At 76.7% G+C, this 17,538-nt stretch carries 16 protein-coding genes and 1 pseudogene; 9 read left to right on the top strand and 8 right to left on the bottom strand.

The window, feature by feature from the left end; genetic code table 11:
- The first annotated feature begins 223 nt into the window (after positions 1 to 223).
- Genes AB0O29_RS28915 through AB0O29_RS28905 form a run of 3 tightly spaced genes read left to right on the top strand, consistent with a single transcriptional unit; the run spans position 224 to position 3,643 of the window.
- The gene (locus AB0O29_RS28915; protein WP_365157106.1) at positions 224 to 1,486 is read left to right on the top strand and encodes a cobalamin biosynthesis protein CobG; all 1,263 of its coding nucleotides are present in this window, start codon (positions 224 to 226) and stop codon (positions 1,484 to 1,486) included.
- A gap of 4 nt (positions 1,487 to 1,490) precedes the next feature.
- Positions 1,491 to 2,138: a precorrin-8X methylmutase gene (locus tag AB0O29_RS28910; protein WP_365157103.1), complete on the top strand. Its 648-nt coding sequence runs from the start codon at positions 1,491 to 1,493 to the stop codon at positions 2,136 to 2,138.
- A complete protein-coding gene (locus AB0O29_RS28905) occupies positions 2,135 to 3,643 on the top strand; it encodes a precorrin-2 C(20)-methyltransferase (protein WP_365157100.1) in 1,509 nt (502 codons plus the stop codon). The genes AB0O29_RS28910 and AB0O29_RS28905 overlap by 4 nt, the downstream gene beginning before the upstream one ends.
- Before the next feature lie 68 nt (positions 3,644 to 3,711).
- On the opposite strand, the gene AB0O29_RS28900 is transcribed toward AB0O29_RS28905, so the two are convergent.
- The 5 genes from AB0O29_RS28900 to AB0O29_RS28880 form a co-directional block, all read right to left on the bottom strand.
- Positions 3,712 to 4,224 carry a hypothetical protein gene (locus tag AB0O29_RS28900; protein ID WP_365157097.1) on the bottom strand — a complete coding sequence of 171 codons (513 nt, stop codon included), beginning with the start codon at positions 4,222 to 4,224 and terminating at the stop codon, positions 3,712 to 3,714.
- Positions 4,225 to 4,233: 9 nt separating this feature from the next.
- Entirely contained in the window at positions 4,234 to 5,028 is a 795-nt protein-coding gene (locus AB0O29_RS28895) for a cobalt-precorrin-6A reductase (protein WP_365157094.1), read from the bottom strand.
- The gene (cobM, locus tag AB0O29_RS28890; protein ID WP_365157091.1) at positions 5,018 to 5,767 is read right to left on the bottom strand and encodes a precorrin-4 C(11)-methyltransferase; all 750 of its coding nucleotides are present in this window, start codon (positions 5,765 to 5,767) and stop codon (positions 5,018 to 5,020) included. Before cobM ends, AB0O29_RS28895 begins: the two co-directional genes overlap by 11 nt.
- A gap of 41 nt (positions 5,768 to 5,808) precedes the next feature.
- Positions 5,809 to 7,056, bottom strand: a complete 1,248-nt coding sequence (gene cbiE / locus AB0O29_RS28885) for a precorrin-6y C5,15-methyltransferase (decarboxylating) subunit CbiE (protein ID WP_365157112.1) — start codon at positions 7,054 to 7,056, stop codon at positions 5,809 to 5,811.
- Between the two features lie 583 nt (positions 7,057 to 7,639).
- Positions 7,640 to 8,536: a trypsin-like peptidase domain-containing protein gene (locus AB0O29_RS28880; RefSeq protein ID WP_365157088.1), complete on the bottom strand. Its 897-nt coding sequence runs from the start codon at positions 8,534 to 8,536 to the stop codon at positions 7,640 to 7,642.
- A 193-nt stretch (positions 8,537 to 8,729) separates the two neighbouring features.
- Here AB0O29_RS28880 and AB0O29_RS28875 point away from each other — a divergent pair, with 193 nt between their 5' ends.
- From AB0O29_RS28875 to AB0O29_RS28850, 6 genes are all read left to right on the top strand, one after another.
- A complete protein-coding gene (locus tag AB0O29_RS28875) occupies positions 8,730 to 9,758 on the top strand; it encodes a phosphatidylinositol-specific phospholipase C domain-containing protein (protein ID WP_365157085.1) in 1,029 nt (342 codons plus the stop codon).
- 136 nt (positions 9,759 to 9,894) lie between these two features.
- Positions 9,895 to 10,182: a tyrosine-protein phosphatase gene (locus tag AB0O29_RS28870; protein ID WP_365157082.1), complete on the top strand. Its 288-nt coding sequence runs from the start codon at positions 9,895 to 9,897 to the stop codon at positions 10,180 to 10,182.
- 388 nt (positions 10,183 to 10,570) lie between these two features.
- Positions 10,571 to 12,616: an elongation factor G gene (gene fusA / locus AB0O29_RS28865; RefSeq protein WP_365157079.1), complete on the top strand. Its 2,046-nt coding sequence runs from the start codon at positions 10,571 to 10,573 to the stop codon at positions 12,614 to 12,616.
- A 272-nt stretch (positions 12,617 to 12,888) separates the two neighbouring features.
- Positions 12,889 to 14,172 (top strand): MFS transporter, encoded by a 1,284-nt coding sequence (locus AB0O29_RS28860; RefSeq protein WP_365157109.1) that lies wholly within the window; start codon positions 12,889 to 12,891, stop codon positions 14,170 to 14,172.
- 225 nt (positions 14,173 to 14,397) lie between these two features.
- Positions 14,398 to 14,820: a CBS domain-containing protein gene (locus tag AB0O29_RS28855; protein ID WP_365157076.1), complete on the top strand. Its 423-nt coding sequence runs from the start codon at positions 14,398 to 14,400 to the stop codon at positions 14,818 to 14,820.
- Positions 14,821 to 14,840: 20 nt separating this feature from the next.
- Positions 14,841 to 15,107 carry a DUF6213 family protein gene (locus AB0O29_RS28850; RefSeq protein ID WP_365157073.1) on the top strand — a complete coding sequence of 89 codons (267 nt, stop codon included), beginning with the start codon at positions 14,841 to 14,843 and terminating at the stop codon, positions 15,105 to 15,107.
- A gap of 93 nt (positions 15,108 to 15,200) precedes the next feature.
- Here the strand turns inward: AB0O29_RS28850 and AB0O29_RS28845 are convergent, their stop codons facing one another.
- From AB0O29_RS28845 to AB0O29_RS28835, 3 genes and pseudogenes are all read right to left on the bottom strand, one after another.
- On the bottom strand, positions 15,201 to 15,968 hold the full coding sequence (locus AB0O29_RS28845; protein ID WP_365157070.1) for a 4'-phosphopantetheinyl transferase superfamily protein: 768 nt from the start codon (positions 15,966 to 15,968) through the stop codon (positions 15,201 to 15,203).
- A gap of 12 nt (positions 15,969 to 15,980) precedes the next feature.
- Positions 15,981 to 17,279 carry an MFS transporter gene (locus tag AB0O29_RS28840; RefSeq protein WP_365157067.1) on the bottom strand — a complete coding sequence of 433 codons (1,299 nt, stop codon included), beginning with the start codon at positions 17,277 to 17,279 and terminating at the stop codon, positions 15,981 to 15,983.
- Between the two features lie 55 nt (positions 17,280 to 17,334).
- A pseudogene (locus AB0O29_RS28835) lies at positions 17,335 to 17,538 on the bottom strand (hypothetical protein); the annotation flags it as partial.

The following is a 17,538-nucleotide window of genomic DNA, read 5'->3' as shown; positions in this document are numbered from 1 at the left end:
CGAGCTTAGGAGCGGAAGCGGCCGGGGGGGGGGGGGGGGGGGCCCCCGCCCCCCCCCCCCCCCCCCCCCCCGGGGGGGGGGGGGGGGGGGGGGGGGGCCGGGGCGCCTCGAACGCGGGCGGGGCTGGATGGGGCGCCTCGAACGCCCGTGGGGCTGGATGTTGCTGGTCGGGGTGGCGACGGACACAGGTCGGGGGTGGGGAAACGTGGGTATGCTCGCGGCCATGCCGCCCCAGCCGACTTCCGCCGCATCGCGGGACGAACCCGTCATACGCGACCGCGGTGACGCCTGCCCCGGCGCGCTGCGGCTGCACTCCGCCGACGACGGGTACCTGGCGCGCGTGCGGATCCCCGGCGGGCTGCTCACCGGCCGGCAGGCCGTCGCGCTCGGGCTCGCCGCCGACCGGTTCGGGGACGGGCACCTGGAACTCACCTCGCGCGGCAACGTCCAGCTGCGCGGCCTCGCCGACGGCTGCGGCGGCGGGCTCGCGGAGCTGCTGGACGGTGCCGGGCTGCTGCCCGCGCCGAGCCACGAGCGGGTGCGCAACATCGTGGCCACCCCCCTGGGCGGGTCCCTCGTCGTGGACTGGGTCCGGCAGCTCGACCGGCTGCTGTGCGCGAGCACCCGGGCGGCGGCCCTGTCCGGGCGCTTCCTGTTCGCCCTCGACGACGGGCGCGGGGACGTGGCCGCCCTCGACCCCGACGTCACCGTGCTCGCCAAGGGGGGCCGCGCGCTCGTGCGGCTCGGCGCGGCCGCCGACGCCGTCGAGGTCGACGCCGCCGACGCGCCCCGGGCCGCGCTGCTGGCCGCCGAACACTTCCTCGACGCCGCCGGCGCCGCCGGGAACCACGCCTGGCGGGTCGACGAACTGGCCGCCGAACACGCCCTGGATGCGGGGGAGTTCGCGCTGCGGCTCGGGGAAGCGGGGATCGGCGCCGGTCGCGTGCCCGACGTGGCGTGGCCCTACGCCGAACCGCCCCGGCCCTGGGGCGAGTACGGCGCCGGACTCTGCGTACTGCCCCCGCTCGGACGCCTGGACTCCGCCCAGTGGCGGGCCCTGGCCGAGGCCGCCGGCGGCGCGGACGGCGAGCTGCGCGTCACGCCCTGGCGGAGCGTCATCCTGCCGCGCGCGCGGGCCGGAGCCTGCGAGAGCCTCGAAGCGGCCGGCCTGGCCGTCCGCCCCGGCAGCCCCTGGCTGTCCGTCACCGCCTGTACGGGCAGGCCCGGTTGCGCCAAATCCCTCGCGGACGTACGCGCCGACGCGCGTGCCGTCGTGGCGGAGTCCGCCGGAGGTCTTCCCGTGCACTGGTCGGGCTGCGCCCGCCGGTGCGGGCACCCGCGCGGCACCGCCTGGGTGGACCTGGTCGCCACCCCCGAAGGCTACGCACTCGACGCCCGTCCCGTCCCGCACGCCGACCTCGCCGCCGCCCTCACGGCCGCGCGGCGCCCCCTTACGCGTACCACCCCACCACCCCCGTCGCAGTGAAGAAATGAGCGAGTACACCGTGTTCGAGTACGAGAAGGACGGCGCCGCGATCTACCGCCAGTCCTTTGCCACGATCCGCGCCGAGGCGGACCTCTCCGGGCTGCCCGCCTCGGTCGCCCAGGTCGCGGTGCGCATGATTCACGCCTGTGGCATGACCGACCTCCCCCAGGACCTCGGCTACACCCCCGAGGTCGTCCTGAAGGCCCGCGCCGCGCTGCACGCCGGCGCGCCGATCCTCTGCGACGTGCAGATGGTCGCCAGCGGCGTCACCCGCAAGCGGCTGCCCGCCGGCAACGAGGTCGTCTGCACCCTCTCCGACCCGGCCGTCCCCGCCCTCGCCGCGAAGACGGGCACCACGCGCAGCGCCGCCGCCCTCGAACTCTGGCGCGACCGGGGCCTCCTGGAGAACTCCGTGATCGCCGTCGGCAACGCCCCGACCGCGCTGTTCCGGCTGCTGGAGATGATCGAGGAGGGCGCCCCGCGCCCCGCCGCCGTCATCGGCGTCCCCGTGGGCTTCATCGGCGCCGCCGAGTCCAAGGACGCGCTGGCCGCCCACCCCTCGGGCCTCGACCACCTGATCGTGCGGGGCCGGCGCGGCGGCAGCGCCATCGCGGCCGCCGCGATCAACGCGATCGCGAGCGAGGAAGAATGAGCGGCGCGGACCGGAACAGCGTCATGGGCCGGCTGTACGGGGTCGGGCTGGGGCCCGGCGACCCGTCGCTGATGACCCTGCGGGCCGTCGAGGCGATCGCCGAGGCCGACGTGGTCGCCTACCACAGCGCCCGCCACGGGCGTTCCATCGCCCGCTCGATCGCCGCGAAGCACCTGCGCGCCGACCACGTCGAGGAGCCGCTGGTCTACCCGGTCACCACCGAGACCACCGACCACCCCGGCGGCTACCAGGGCGCGATGGAGGAGTTCTACGAGGCCTCCGCCGCCCGCCTGGCCGCGCACCTCGACGCCGGCCGGACCGTCGCCGTGCTCGCGGAGGGCGACCCGCTCTTCTACGGCTCGTACATGCACATGCACAAGCGGCTCGCCGACCGGTACGAGGCCGAGGTCATCCCCGGCGTCACCTCCGTCAGCGCCGCCGCCGCCCGGCTCGGCACCCCGCTCGTGGAGGGCGAGGAGGTGCTGACGATCCTGCCCGGCACCCTGCCCGAGGAGGAGCTCACCGCCCGCCTCGCCGCCACCGACTCGGCCGTCGTCATGAAGCTCGGCCGCACCTTCCCCGCCGTCCGGCGGGCCATGGAGGGCAGCGGCCGCCTCGCCGAGGCCCGTTACGTCGAACGCGCCACCATGGAGGGCGAGCGGACCGGCGTCCTGGCCGACACCGACCCCGACAGCGTCCCGTACTTCGCCGTCGCCGTCGTCCCCAGCCGGATCGGCAACCCGGGCAGCGTGCCGTCCGGGCCCGGCGAGGTCGCCGTCGTCGGCACCGGCCCGGCCGGGCCGCTGTGGCTGACCCCGGAGACGAAGCGGGCGCTGGCCGACGCCGAGGTGCTCGTCGGCTACACCACCTACCTCGACCGGGTGCCGGTCAAGCCCGGCCAGGTGCGGCACGGCTCCGACAACAAGGTGGAGTCCGAGCGCGCCGAGTTCGCCCTCGACCTCGCCCGCCGCGGCAAGCGGGTCGTCGTGGTCTCCGGCGGCGACCCCGGGGTCTTCGCCATGGCCACCGCCGTCCTGGAGGTGGCCGGCCAGGCCCCCTACGCGGACGTGCCCGTACGGGTGCTGCCGGGGGTGACGGCGGCCAACGCGGCGGCCGCCGCGGCCGGGGCCCCGCTGGGCCACGACTACGCCACCATCTCCCTCTCCGACCGGCTCAAGCCGTGGGAGGTCATCGCGGAACGGCTGCGCGCGGCCGCCGCCGCCGACCTGGTGCTCGCCCTCTACAACCCGGGCTCGCGCAGCCGGACCTGGCAGGTGGCCCAGGCCCGCGAACTGCTGCTGGAGCTGCGCCCGGCGCAGACCCCGGTGGTCGTGGCGCGGGACGTCGGCGGGCCCGGGCAGACGGTGCGGATCGTCACGCTGGGCGAACTGGAGCCGTCCGAGGTGGACATGCGGACCATCCTGCTGATCGGGTCCTCGCAGACGCGGGTCACCGAGCGCCCCGACGGGACGCGCGTGACGTGGACCCCGCGCCGCTACCCGTGACCGGGCCGGTGAGCTGAGCCGAGGACGCGGCCCGTCCCGGGGAACCGGGGCCGGGCCGCGTCCGGCGCTCAGCCCGGGCAGCCCGCGAGGGCGTCCGGGCAGCCCTGCACCTTCGCCGGGTCGAGGGTGAGCAGCTGCCACGAAACGACCCCGGCCGGCGGGGAGTCGTCCTGCGGGGCGGGGTCGATGTGCGCGTTGAGCGCCGAACCCGCCGGCAGGTTCAGCCGGGTGACCTCCCCGGCCGTGCACGACACGTCGAACGTCCGGTCCGTGGCGCCGCCCTCGCGGGACAGCACCAGCGTCACCCGGGAACTCTCCTCGCTGTCACAGGCGATGTCGAAGCGGTACGGGCGCTCCCCGCCGGTCTCCAGGGACTTCTCCATGCCGGCCTTCAGGAACCCCGTCCCCCGCGCCGTCACGCGGGCGCCGGCCGTGAGGTCCTTGCCCAGGCTCTCGTCGGCCCGCTGGAGCGCGTCGTCGGGCTCCCAGCCCTTGGGCTCGGGCGCCGGGCTCCCGCCGCATGCGGTGACGAGCGCCGACGTGGCGGCGAGGACCAGGACGAGGGCGTGACGTATCCGCATCCCTTCACACTAGAGGGTGCGGCCCCCGTCGCCGAGCCACCGCAGCGCCGCGTCCACCGACTCCGCGCGCGCCACGCCCGGCGGCACCGGCGGACGGCGCACGACCAGGACCGGGATCCCGGCCTCGCGGGCCGCCGCCAGCTTGGGCGCGGTCGCGTCTCCGCCGCTGTCCTTGGTGACGAGCACGTCGACGCGGTGCCGGGCCAGCAACTCCCGCTCCTGCTCCAGGCCGAAGGGCCCGCGCGCCAGCAGCGGCTCCATGCGCGGCGGCACCGGCCCCTGCGGCGGGTCCACCGAACGCACCAGGAACCAGGTGTCGGCGAGGTGGGCGAACAGGTGCAGGCCCGTCCGGCCGGTGGTCAGGAAGGCCCGCCGGCCCAGCGAGGGCAGCAGGGCGGCCGCCCCCGCGAGGTCGTCCGCGAAGGTCCAGGCGTCGCCCGGGCCCGGACTCCAGCCGGGCCGGCGCAGCGCCAGCGTCGGTACGCCCGTCAGCGCCTCCGCCTCGGCCGCGTGGAAGCTCATCCGCTCCGCGAAGGGGTGCGTGGCGTCGACGACGTGCGTGACGCCGTGCGCGGTGATCCACCGGGCCAGGCCCTCGGCCCCGCCGAAGCCCCCGATCCGGGTCTCGCCCGGCGGCAGCACGGGCGCGCCGACCCGGCCCGCGAGGGAGTTCGTCACCCGGTACGCGGACGCGTACGCGGGGTCCGCGGCCAGCGCCTCCGCCAGCCGGCGGGCCTCGGTGGTCCCGCCCAGGACCAGGACGTGCCGGGCGGGCTCCCGTACGGCGGGCGGTTCAGCAGACATGCCGGTCGCGCTCGGGGGAGTAGAGGTGGCTGTCGCGGAACTGCTCGGCGCCGAGCGTGCGGCCCACCACGATGACGGCGGTGCGCACCAGGCCCGCCTCCTTGACCTGGGCGGCGATGTCGGCGAGCGTCCCGCGCAGGATCAGCTCGTCGGGGCGGCTGGCCATCGCCACCACGGCCACCGGGCACTGGGCCCCGTAGTGCGGCAGCAGCTCGTCCACGACCCGGTCCACGTAGCGGGTGGCCAGGTGCAGCACCAGCAGGGCGCCGCTGCGGCCGAGCGTGGCCAGGTCCTCGCCGGGCGGCATCGGGGTGGCCTGCTGGGCGATCCGGGTCAGGATGACGGTCTGGCCGACGGTCGGGACGGTCAGCTCCCGCTTGAGCGCGGCGGCCGCCGCCGCGAACGCGGGGACGCCCGGGACCACCTCGTACGGGATGCCGTGCGCGTCGAGCCGGCGCATCTGCTCGGCGACGGCGCTGAAGATGGAGGGGTCGCCGGAGTGCAGCCGCGCCACGTCCAGGCCCGCCTCGTGGGCCCGGACGCACTCGGCGATGATCTCGTCGAGGTTCAGCCGCGAGGTGTCGACCAGCCGGGCCCCCTCGGGGCACTCGTCGAGCAGCTCGCGCGGGACCAGGCTGCCGGCGTAGAGGCAGACGGGGGCGGCGGCGAGGGTGCGGGCGCCGCGTACGGTGATGAGGTCGGCGGCGCCGGGGCCCGCGCCGATGAAGTACACGGTCATGTCAGTCTCCTGGTGTCTTCGGCTTGGTCACGGGGTCCGCGTCAGGGGGTCTCGGCGGGGCGCGGCGCTCGCGGCGTCCCCGCGGGCTTGGTCACGGACCACTGCGTGACGGGCATCGCCTGCCGCCAGCCCGTGAAACCGCCCACCGGGACGGCGTGCGAGACGGCCAGCTTCACCAGCTCGCCGCCGAGGCGCCGGTGCTGCCCGGCGAGGACCGCCTCCGACTCCAGCGTCACGGTGTTGACGACCAGCCGGCCGCCGGGCGCCAGCGCCGCCCACGCGGCGTCGAGCAGGCCCGGGGCGGTGAGCCCGCCGCCGATGAACACCGCGTCGGGCACGGGCAGTCCGTCCAGCGCCGCCGGGGCGGCGCCGACGACCACGCGCAGCCCCGGCACGCCGAGTGCGTCCGCGTTGCGGGTGATGCGCGCGGCCCGTTCGGGGACCCGCTCGACGGCCACGGCGCGGCAGGAGGGGTGCGTGCGCATCCACTCGATGCCGATCGAGCCGGAGCCGCCGCCGATGTCCCACAGCAGTTCGCCGGGGGCGGGGGCCAGGGCGCAGAGGGTGGCGGCGCGGACGTGGCGCTTGGTGAGCTGCCCGTCGTGCTCGTACGCGGCGTCGGGCAGGCCGGGGGTGGCGCCGAGCCGGGGGACCGCGGCGTCAGGATCCCGCCGGCACTCCACGGCGACGACGTTGAGGGGGTCGCCGGGCTCGCGGTGCCAGTCGGCCGCGGTGCCCTCGTACGCGTCCTCGCGCTCGGAGCCGAGCTGTTCGAGGACCCGCATCCGGCTCGGGCCGAAGCCCCGCTCCCGCAGCAGGGCGGCGATCGCGGCCGGGGTCGCCGCCCCGGCGCTCAGCACCAGCAGCCGCCGCCCCTCGTGCAGCGCGGCCGCCACCCGGGCCACCGGGCGGCCGACCGCGGTCAGCACCTCGGTGTCCTCCACCGGCCAGCCCAGGCGGGCGCAGGCGTAGGAGACGGAGGAGGGGTGCGGGTGGACGTGGAGCGCGTCGGGCCCCAGCTCCTCGCCGAGGGCGCGGCCGATCCCGTAGAACATCGGGTCCCCGCTGGCCAGGACGGCGATCCGGCGCCCGGCGTGCTCGGCCATCAGCTTCGGCACGGCCGGGCGCAGCGGGCTCGGCCACGCGATCCGCAGCCCGGCGCACTCGCCGGCCGGCAGCAGGTCCAGCTGCCGGGGCCCGCCGATGAGCACCTCGGCGCCGGCCAGCGCCTCCCGGGCGGCGGCGGTGAGCCCGGCCCAGCCGTCGGCCCCGAGGCCGACGACCGCCACGGCTATGGGGGGTGCTGCGGAGCTCACGGCGGTACCTCGGGAACGGGAGAGGGCGGATGCGCGGGACGGACCCGCAGCTTACTGGGGCGCGGCCCCGGCCCCGGTGCCAGGGTGACCAGGAACGACACCGCCCCGGGGCCCGCCCCGGCCGCCGCCCCGGAGGCCCCGCCCCGGCCGCCGCGCGGGTGTCCGCCCCCGTCCGCCCCCGCCGCGCCCCCGTCCGCCCCGGACGGAACCTGCCCCGCCCCCGACCGCCGCCCCACACTCGGAAGATGGACGACACTCCGGACAACCACCCAGCGGCTGGAGCGCCGGCCCGACGGGCTCCTCGTCTTCGGGGACGCGGCCTGCCGCTTCAACCCGGTGTACGGGCACGGCATGACGGTGGCCGCCGCCACGGCGCAGGCCCTGGACGAGGCCCTGGCGGGCCTGCCGGCCGGACCGGGTCCCCGCCGAGTGCCGGGCCCTCCAGCGGCGCGCGGCGGCGCAGGCGTCCTTCGCCTGGCAGATCGCCACCGGCGCGGACCTCCGCCACCCGTGGACCGAGGGCCCGCCGCCCGCGCGGACCGTGCGCGGGCCCGGGCTACCCGCGCACGGCCCGCTCGTACAGGGCCCGCACGTCGTCGCCGAAGTAGCTGCTGTACGAGGTGGTCTCGTCGCCGCCCCCGTCGCGCCCGCCGATGACCCCGATCAGGCTGTTCGCCGAGGTCAGCACGGGGCCGCCGCTGGTTCCGTTCGGCACGTCCGCGCAGTCGAACCGCAGCTGCGCCGGCCCGTCGGCGACGGCCGTGTTGGAGCAGCCCAGCGGCCGTTCGGTGTCGTTCGGGTACCCCACCAGCCGCGCCGGCACCGGCAGCTGCTGGCCGAAGCGGACCGGGTTGGCCCCCGTGACGTCCTCCAGCCGCTGTCCGGGGTGCCCGGCCCGGCGCACCCGTATGAAGGCCACGTCGACGTCGGGGTCGGAGTCGCGCACCCACCGGGGGTCGACGTCGATCCGGGTGGGCACCCACACCCCGTAGGGCGCCTTCCCCTCCTCGTAGCCGGGCACGAAGGCCAGGTTGCCGCGGAACCCGCCCGCGTACACGCAGTGGGCCGCGGTGACGACCAGGTCCCCGCCGGCGGAGTGCACCACGCTCCCCGAGCAGTGGTGGTCGTCGTCCCAGTCCAGCCCGGGCGAGAACAGCGCCCCGACGGCCGGTTCGGCCGGCACGTCGGCGGCCTCCAGCGGTTCGGACGGCTTCCAGTCACCCTCCGCGAAGCCCCGCACCGGCGGGGCGGCCTCCGGGCCGCCCTCGGTCAGCTTCTTCAGGGCCGCGGCGGCGGCCTCGTCGGCGAGCGCGGCGTCCTGCACGTACCGCCCCGTCTCCGCGTCCCCGCGGACGACGGTCCCCATCCGCCCCAGGCCGAAGGCCACCCCGGCGGCCACCAGGGCGCAGCACACCCCGGCCAGCACGCAGACCCGTACGGCCCTGCCCGTCATCGCGCCACTCCCGCCGCCGAGGATCACCCGTCAACCCCCCGGAACGGCCGGCCGCACCCCGGGGTTCCCGGCCGGAATGTGCCCCTCCTCACACCCCGCTCCCGGACGGTCATCCCGAGTCCTTCCGCTCTTCATCCAACTCACCTACGCTCCAGGCGCCTTACCAACCGGTAACCAGGGGAGCCGCACACCCATGCCCATCCGCACCCGCCTGCGCGCAGCAGCCGCCCTACTGACCGCCGCCCTCGCGGCCCTCGCCGTGTCCGCCACCCCCGCCTCGGCGGCTACCGGCGACCTCCCGTACGCCGCCTCCACCGGCGTGGGGGTCCACAACGCCTACGAGAAGGCCAAGTACCCCTACCTCGCGGACGCCCTGGACTCCGGGGCGGCGATGCTGGAGCTGGACGTCTGGACCAACTTCTTCGGCAGCTCGTGGCGGGTCTCCCACGACAACCCCTTCGGCAACGACAGCAACTGCGAGAACGCCGCCACCGCCGCCCAGCTGCGCACGAAGTCCCGCGACCAGAACCTCGCGGGCTGCCTCTCCGACATCCGCAGCTGGCACGACGCCCACCCCGGCCACCGCCCCGTCGTCCTCAAGCTGGAGATGAAGGACGGCTTCGCCGCGAACCTGGGCCGCGGCCCCGCCGCCCTCGACGCCCTCCTCACCTCGAAGCTCGGCGACGCCCTCTACACCCCGGGACAGCTCGCCGCGGGCCACCCCGACCTCGACACGGCGGCCCGCGCCGGCGCCTGGCCCACCCGCTCGGGGATGGCGGGCCGGTTCCTGGTGGAGCTGATCCCCGGCACGGTCGAGGAGGGCAACGCCGCGGACAAGCTCTGGACGGACCGCGAGTACGCCGAGCACCTGCGCGGCCACCTCGCCACGGCCGCCGCCTTCCCGGCGGTGCACCGCGCCGAGGCGGGCGACCCCCGCACCCGCTACGCGGACCCGGCCCTGCGCCCCTGGTTCGTCGTCTTCGACGGTGACGCGAGCGCCTACGCCCCGGGCTCGATCGACACCTCCTGGTACGACCGCAACCACTACCTGCTGATCGCCACGGACGCCCAGAACGTGGCCCCGGCGATCGACGGCGTCCACCCCACGGAGGCCCAGGCCCGCGACCGGGTGGCCCTGATGGCCTCCCGCCACGCCTCGATCACCTCGGCGGACTGGTACCCGCTCCCCTCGGTCCTCTCCACGGTCCTGCCCAGGGGCTGACCCGGGCCGGACGGCCGCGAGCGCCCCGCCGGGCGGGTCCCGGCGGGGCGCTCGCGCGGGTGCGGCTCTCCCTGCCCGGGCACTGGTCGGCGAGCCGCACGGACACCCGCCTGTGGGACATCGGCTCCGGCGTGGGATGAGGCATCCTGGTGGCACAACCGCCGCACCCGACACAGGAGTTCAGATCCTGGCCGACTTCGCCCTCACCGAGCTCGCCACCGCCCGCCTCACCGCCGACTGGCACGCCGCCCACCCCGGCCGCACCCTGCTCTGGCCCTCGTACGGCCGCGCCCCGGCCGACGTCATGGCCCTGGTCCTCGCCGATCTGACGACCCGTTACGGCTCCCCGTCCGGCTACCTCGCCGACGCCGTCGGCATCACCCCGGCCACCGCCGCCCGGCTGCGCGAGCGCCTCCTGGTCTGAGGCGGGGCGGCCGGCGAACCGGGGGCCGCGGAAAATACGGTGCCCCGGCCGGCGCGCACTGCCTACACTCGCCGTGCGCGCCGCCGAAACGGCCCGCGCGCCTCATGCCGTCGGACGAAGAGAAGGGGAACCGGGCCATGCGTACGCACACCGCCGCCGCCCTCGTTCCCCCGGCCCGGTACGACGTGATCCCGGTGTCTCGCACCGCGCGGTAACAGCTGCGCGGCTGTCACCGTCCCCCGTGTGACGTATCCACTACGGCCCCGAACCGGGCCTCCCGCGACCGCTCATGACCCTGTGTCAGGACCGGTGCCGCGGACGTGCGCACGCACACGGGAATCGCGCCGCCCCCTTCCTCCGCACCACGGCATCCGAAAGGACCCGGGCCATGCGCACCCGTACCCACACCACCGCCCACCCCCTCACCGCCGTCCGCAACCTCGGCATCCTCGCCCACGTCGACGCGGGCAAGACCACCGTCACCGAGCGGATCCTGTTCGCGACCGGCACCATCCACAAGCGGGGCGAGGTCCACGACGGGACGACCGTCACCGACTTCGACGCCCAGGAGCGCGCCCGCGGCATCACCATCTTCGCGGCGGCCGTCAGCTGCGCCTGGGACGGGCACCGGATCAACCTGATCGACACCCCCGGCCACGTCGACTTCGCCGACGAGGTCGAGCGCTCGCTGCGCGTGCTCGACGGGGCCGTCGCCGTGTTCGACGCCGTCGCCGGGGTCGAGCCGCAGAGCGAATCGGTGTGGCGGCAGGCGGACCGGCACGGCGTGCCGCGCATCGCGTTCGTCAACAAGCTGGACCGGGCCGGCGCCGACCTCGACGCGGCGGTGGCCTCGATCCGGGACCGGCTCGGCGCCGTCCCCCTGGTCGTCCAGCTGCCCGTCGGCCGCGAGGACGCCTTCACCGGCGTCGTCGACCTGCTGCGGATGCGCGCCCTGCTGTGGGGCGCGGGCGCCGAATCCCACGAGACGGCACCCGTCCCCGAAGAGCTGCTGGAGGAGGCGCGGCGGCGGCGCCGGCTGCTGGAGGAGACGGTGGCCGAACTCCACGCGGACGCCCTGGAGGAGTTCTGCGCGGCGGGCTCCCTCACCGCGGCGACACTGGCCCGCGCCCTGCGCGAGCTGACCCTCGCCGGGGACGGCGTCGTGGTGCTGTGCGGCTCGGCCTACCGCAACCGCGGGATCGAACCGCTGCTGGACGCCGTCGTGGCGTACCTGCCGTCGCCGGCCGACATGCCGGCGGTGCAGGGCCGCCCCGCCGACCCGGCGGAGCCGCTGGCCGCCCTCGCCTTCAAGGTGACGGCGACGGCGACCGGACGGCTGACGTACGTACGCCTCTACGCGGGCACCCTGCGCAAGGGCGACACCGTACTGGACCCCGGTACGGGCAGGACGGAACGGATCGGGCGGATCCTGCGGGTGCAGGCGGACCGGCACGAGGAACGGGAGGAGGCGGTGGCGGGTGACATCGTCGCGGTGATCGGGCCCAAGACGGCCCGGGCGGGCAGCACCCTGTGCGCGCCCGGCGCCCCGCTGCTGCTCGAACCGCCCACGGTGGCCGATCCGGTGGTGTCGGTGGCGGTCGAGGCGGGCCGCAGCACCGACACCGGCCGGCTCTCCGCCGCGCTGGCCCGGATCGCCGAGGAGGACCCCTCGCTGGTGGTCCGGACCGACGCGGAGACCGGGCAGACCGTGCTGTCGGGTCTGGGCGAGCTCCATCTGGAGGTCGCGGTGGAGAAGATCCGCCGGGACCAGGGCGTGGAGGTCGTCGTGGGCCGGCCGCGGGTCTCCTACCGGGAGACCGTGGTCGCCGGGGTCTCCGGACTGGTCTACCGGCACGTCAAACAGGAGGGCGGGGCGGGCCAGTTCGCCCATGTGGTGATCGACGTCGAGCCGCTGGGCGAGCCGGGCTTCGCGTTCCGTTCGACGGTGGTCGGCGGCCGGGTTCCGCAGGAGTACGCCCGGGCCGTGGAGGCGGGCTGCCGGGACGCCCTCGCCGAGGGTCCCCTCGGCGGGCATCCGGTGACGGGGCTGCGGGTCGTCCTGACGGACGGGGCGACCCACTCCAAGGACTCCTCGGAGTTCGCCTTCCGCGCGGCCGGCCGGTTCGCGCTGCGCGAGGCCCTGCGGGCCAGCACGCTGGAGCTCCTGGAGCCGGTCGCGGAGGTCACGGTGACCGTCCCGGACGAGGCGGTCGGCGCGGTCCTCGGCGACCTCGCCGCCCGGCGCGGCCGGGTCACCGGCTCGGCCACCCGGGCCGGGACGGCGGTGGTGACGGCGACGGTGCCGCTGGCCGAACTGTTCGGCTACGCGTCCCGCCTGCGCGGCCGCACCCAGGGCCGGGGCACCTTCACCACCCGCCCGGCGGGGCTCGCCCCGGTCCCGGCGGGGGTGGCCGCGACGCTCCTGGCGGGCTAGAGCCCGGATGGTCCCCCGTCCGAAATATCTTGACGTCGAGATAGTTGGGAGGGCAGGCTACGGCCTGGTATCTCGACATCGAGATACTTTCGGACGGGGGAAGGCGGAGGCCCGGCATGGGGCGGCGCGGCACGACAGAGCGGAACGGCGACGAAACCGGCCCCGGCGGGGCCCCGAGCGGGGCCCCGAGCCGGGGCCCGGGTGCGGGCGCGGGCGCCGCCACGGCGACCGGCCCCGCCCCGGGCGGGGGGCCGGGCGGGGGACCGGGTGGGCTGATCGCGCAGTTGCGGCGGCCGCCCGGTGGGCGGGACGCGCGGATCATGCTGTTCGCCCAGCTCCTCGACCGCACCGGAACCGGCGTCTGGGCCGCCGCCTCCGTCCTCTTCTTCACCTTCGTCGTCGGCCTCGACGCCACCCGCCTCGGCCTGATGCTCGGCGTCGGCGCGATCGCCGGCATCGCGGGCTCCCCGCTCGCCGGCCACCTGGCCGACCGGTTCCCCGTACGCCCCCTCCTGATCGCCTGCCACCTGCTGCGGCTCGCCGCCCTCTGCGCGATGCTCGTCGTCACCCGCTTCGAGCTGCTCCTGCCGATCGTGGCCCTCACCCAGCTCGGCGACCGGGCCGCCAAAACCCTGGAGATGCTCTTCGCCACCCGGGTGGCGGGCGACCGCCGCGCCACCTACCAGGCCCTGTCGCGCAGCGCCGCCAACGCCGGGTACGCCGTCGGCGCCGGTCTCGCCGCCATCGGCCTCGCCGTCGGCACCCGGGGCGCGTACGAGGTGCTCATCCTCGGCAACGCCCTGTCCTTCCTGGTCGCCTCCGTCCTGGTGTGGCGCACCCGCGAACCGCACGGCCACGGACGCCTGGTCGGCCCCGCCCGGCCGAAGGGCGACGCCGTCCCGTCCGGCGGGAGCCCCTCCGAGGCCGCCCCGTCCGGCCGCCGGAGCCCCTGGCGGGACCGGGGCTACCTCCGCTTCGTCCTGCTGGACATGCCCCTCAACCTGGACGACTCGCTGCTCAACGTCGGCCTGCCGCTGTGGCTCGTCCACCACACCGACGCGCCGCACGCCGTCGTCCCGGCGTTCCTCGCCGTCAACACCGTGCTCGTCGTGGTCCTCCAGCTCACCGTGTCGGCCCGGGTCCGCACCCCGTACCAGGCGGCCGGCGCCGTCGCCTGGTACGGGCTCTTCCTGCTCGCCGCCTGCGCGCTGCTCGCGCTGACCCCCGCCCACGGCCCCTGGACCGCGACCGCCACCCTGCTCGGCGCGGCGGTCCTGGTCACCGCCGCCGAGCTGGTGCGCTCGGTCTGCTCCTGGGAGCTGGCCGTCTCGCTGGCGCCGGGGGAGGCGCGGGCCTCGTACCTGGGAGTGGCCGGCATCTCCCCGTCCACCCAGAAGGCCGTCGGCCCGCTGCTGCTGACCGGCGCCGTCATGGTCGCGGGACCGGCCGGCTGGCTGGCGCTCGGCGCGGGGGTGGCGGGCCTGGCCCTGGTCCAGCGCCGCTCGGCCCTACGCCGCCTGGCCACGGTCCTCCCGGCCCCCGCCCCCACCGCCTGAGCCGCCCCGCCCCGGCCCGCGCCGCGCGGCCTCGGCTCCCGGGCCCGCCCCGGCCCGCGCCGCCTCGGCTTCCGGGCCCGCCCCGGCCCGGGTCCGCCCCGGATTCCGGGCCCGTCCCGGACCGCGGTGATTGCCCGGCCCCGGGGCGGGTAGCCGCCCGGTGGGAGCCGTGGCCGGCGTGGGATCCGGCGGCGGGCTCCGAGGGATCCGGACCTGGGAGGAGCGATGACCCGTCGTGTGCACGAGGTGATGACCGGGAACCCGGTGGCCGTCGAGCGGCCGACCTCGCTCGCCGAGGCGGCACGGGTGATGCGCGACGCCGACATCGGGGACGTGCTCGTCGTCGACCGGGGCAGGCTGCGCGGCATCCTGACCGACCGGGACCTCGTCGTCCGCGCCATGGCCGACGGCCGGGACCCCGCCGGGACGACCGTGGACGCCGTCTGCACCACCGACCCGCTCACCGTCCGGCCCGACGACGGCGTGGACGAGGCCATCGCCCTCATGCGCCGCAAGGCCCTGCGCCGCCTGCCGGTGGTGACCGGGGACGGCGAGCTCGTCGGCCTCGTCAGCCTCGGCGACCTCGTGGTGGAGCAGGACCCGGGATCCGCCCTCGCCGCGATCGCCGCGGCCGGGCCCGAAGACTGAAGGCACGTGGAGGAGGCGCCGTGAACGCGTACGTACCCCTGGTCTCGGTGGCGGACGGCGGGCTGCTGATCCCCGCGGACGAGGTCACCGCCCTGCTGCGCCGCCTCGCGGGCGGCTGGCTGCACTCGGTGTACGACGGCGAGACGTATCTCGACCCGGGCACGACCCTCGGCCTGGCCAACGCCCTGGTGGAGCTGGCCGACCAGATCGACGTGGAGTGCATCGGCTTCATGCCCCTCGCGGGCGACGGTGACGGCGACGGCGAGGAGGACGCGCCGCCGACTTGAGCCCGGAGGGCCGGACGCCGGTCGCCTTGGGGCATCCCCGACGCACCCGCCCCCCGTCCCGCGCCCTGGTGGGCGGGGGCGGGGGGCCGGGTGTCAGGGGGTGCGGAGCGCTACGGCGGCGCAGTGGCCCTCGGGTACGGAGACGTCGAGGAGGGACCAGCCGGGGACGGCCGCGGGGAGCGGGCCGGAGCCGACGTAGTCGGCGGCCGGGTCGGCGGAGAGGCCGACCCCCAGGCCCTTGAGGTAGGCCTCCTTGCGGGTCCAGACCCGGGTGAAGGCCAGGGGGCGGTCCGCGGCGGGCAGCAGGGCGAGTTCGGCGGCCTCCCGGGGGTGCAGGACCGAGGCGGTCTCCGCGATGGTGGCGGCCGGGACCAGTTCCTCCACGTCCACGCCGACCGGGGCGGTCGCGAAGGCCAGCAGGCTCAGGCCCGCCCCGTGGGAGAGGGAGAAGTGGAGGGTGCCGCCCGGCAGCACGGGCCGTCCGTGGGGTTCGTCGCAGTGGGCGCAGGGGGCGCGTTCCACGGTGACCTCGCGGGGGGACAGGCCCAGGTAGGCGCCGAGGAGGCGGCGCAGGGCCACGTGGGCGCAGACGTAGGAGTCGCGGTCCGAGTCGCGGACGAACTCGGCGGCCCGGGCGAGCTCCTGGGCGTCCAGGGTGGCGGGGGCCCGGCGGTGGGCGTGGTCGCGGTACTCGGTGGTCTCCACCAGCCACACCTCGGGTCCCGGGGCGGGCCGGGCGGTCACCGTGATGCCGCTGGTCCCGCTCCCGGCGGTGCCTCCCCGGTCGCCGGGGCCCGGGTCGGGTCCGGGGTCGGTCAGCCGCCGCGGGAGCAGCAGCCGGGGGACGGTCAGGACGGTCATCGGGGCTTCCCTTCAGACGGCGGCGGGCACGGGCAGGTCGGCGGCGGCGGGGGTGGGCGCGGGCTCCTCGGCGCGGGCCGGGTGGCGCAGGGCGAGGACGGCGGCGACCGGGGAGACGAAGGCGATGGCCCCGCAGACCAGCCAGGTGGTCTGGACGCCGAGCCACAGGGAGAGGGAGCTGAAGACGGCGATGGAGAGGGGGGCGGTGCCGATGCCGGCGAGGGACAGGGTGGACATCGCCGCGCCCATCCGCTCCTCGGGCGCGGACTGCTGGTAGAGGGTCACGATGGCGGGCCCGTTGAGGCCGGAGAGCAGGCCCACGGCGGCGGCGACGGCGGTCAGGGAGACCACGGAGGGCATGAGGGCCATGACGAGGATGCCCGCGGCCAGTCCGGCGCCGGTGACGACGAGGCGGACGTACATGGGGATGCGGTGCGCGAGGGCGGCGCCGAGGGCGCTGGAGCCGAGGGCCCCGATGCTGAAGGCGGCGAGGACCACGCCGACCGCGCCGACGCCCCAGCCCCGCTCGGAGACCAGCAGGGGCAGGGCGACCTCGGCGGGCCAGGAGAAGGCGAGGTCCAGGCAGAGGGAGGCGAGGAACATCCAGCGCAGCCGGGGGTGGCGGGCGAGCAGCCGGAAGCCGTCGCCGGAGCGCTTGACCAGGGAGACGCCGGGCTCCGGCTCGGGCCGGGTGAAGCCGTGGGTGACGTGGAGGAGGCAGCCGAGCCAGACGGCGCCGGTGAGGGCCGCGACGGCCAGGGCCACCCACAGTTCGCCGACGGTGATCAGGAAGGCTCCGGCGGGCGCGCCGAGGATGGGGGCGACCCGCAGGACCATCGAGTAGAGGGAGTTGGCGCGGGCGAGCTGGTCCCCGCGGGCGAACATCGGCAGCAGGACGCCCGAGGCGGGTCCGGCCAGGCCCAGCAGCACCCCTTCGACGAGGGCGATCACCACCAGCGGCCACAGGGTGTGGGTGCCGGCGACGACGACGGCGCCCGCCGCGAGGACCGCCACGCGGGCACTGGTGGTGCGCAGCAGCACGAACCGGGGCCCGAGCGTGTCGGCGAAGGCCCCGCCGAAGATCAGCATCAGGGCCCGGGGGACGGTCGCGGCGAGCATGAGCAGGGTGACGGCGCGGGTGCCGCCGATCTCGACGGCGGTCCAGTTCATCGCGATGAGCAGGGCGAAGCTGCCGAGCTGGACGGCGGCCTGCCCGCTGACGAGGGAGACGACGCGGCCCCAGGGGACCGGCGGCCGCTGCGGTGCGGCGGAGCCGGGAGTGTCGGTGCCGGTGGTGGCGGTGGTGGTCATGGGTGGAGTACCCGTTCTCTGGGAGGAGCTGGAGGGAGGTCTGGGGCGGGGCCGGTCAGGCGGCGAGGGCCCGCCGCACCGCCCGGCGGGCCGCGTCGGCGGCGTCCTGCGGGCGGGGCGCCGGTCCGTAGGCGCGGAGTTCCAGGTGTCCGCCGAGGTGGCCGTGCCCGGCCTCGGCGAGGGCGCGGGCGGCGGCCGCCGCGGCGGGGCCGGACCCCGGTACGGGCCGCCCGTGCTCACCGTCCGCCCCGGACCGGGG

The organism is Streptomyces sp. NPDC089915 (assembly GCF_040684675.1).
In the GTDB taxonomy this organism is placed as follows: Bacteria; Actinomycetota; Actinomycetes; order Streptomycetales; family Streptomycetaceae; genus Streptomyces.
This window is presented reverse-complemented; position numbering and strand designations above follow the sequence as displayed.